This window comes from Clostridium algoriphilum (assembly GCF_020443705.1).
In the GTDB taxonomy this organism is placed as follows: domain Bacteria; phylum Bacillota; class Clostridia; order Clostridiales; family Clostridiaceae; genus Clostridium_AD; species Clostridium_AD algoriphilum.
On record NZ_JAIZZK010000134.1, the window covers coordinates 1 to 546 of the forward strand.

Here is a 546-nt window from a genome sequence, read left to right on the forward strand (position 1 = left end):
AATTGGGCACATTACTTCTTTACAAAGTAAATCTAATTCTCCTGCACCCTTAGGTTTTAATATAATAACCTTGGTATTTGCTGGAATTACAACTCCTGCTAAATCAGCAACAAATTGAGCTGTTTGACCAACAATTTTACCGTTTGTTTTTCCATCTATAAACAAAGTGCTTCTAAATTTTTCAACTATTGCTTCGTCTTCAATGTAGTATGCACCGTTATCAGTAAATGCCTGCATTATTTTATCAAATTTCTCAACTGGAGCAATAATAGCTTGTTCTCCTGAACAGATTATACCATTATCAAATTTTCTTCCTGCGATAATATGTTTAGCCGCTTCATCAAAATCGTAATCTCTATCTATAATTGCCTGTACATTACCAACTCCAACTCCGTAAGCAGGTTTTCCGCTTGAATAAGCAGCAAGTACTCTTCCCATTCCACCAGTAGCTACTACTACATCAACAGCTGCCATTAATGCTGCTGCTATGTGTTTATCTGATTCACCTACTACTTGAATCAAGTTTTCTGGTGCTCCTAATTTTTT

At 35.5% G+C, this 546-nt stretch carries 1 protein-coding gene; it reads right to left on the reverse strand.

Annotated elements, in window-relative coordinates; all coding sequences use genetic code 11:
• A partial coding sequence (locus LGK95_RS22270; protein WP_226127119.1) for an aldehyde dehydrogenase family protein occupies positions 1-546 on the reverse strand: 546 nt, incomplete at both ends.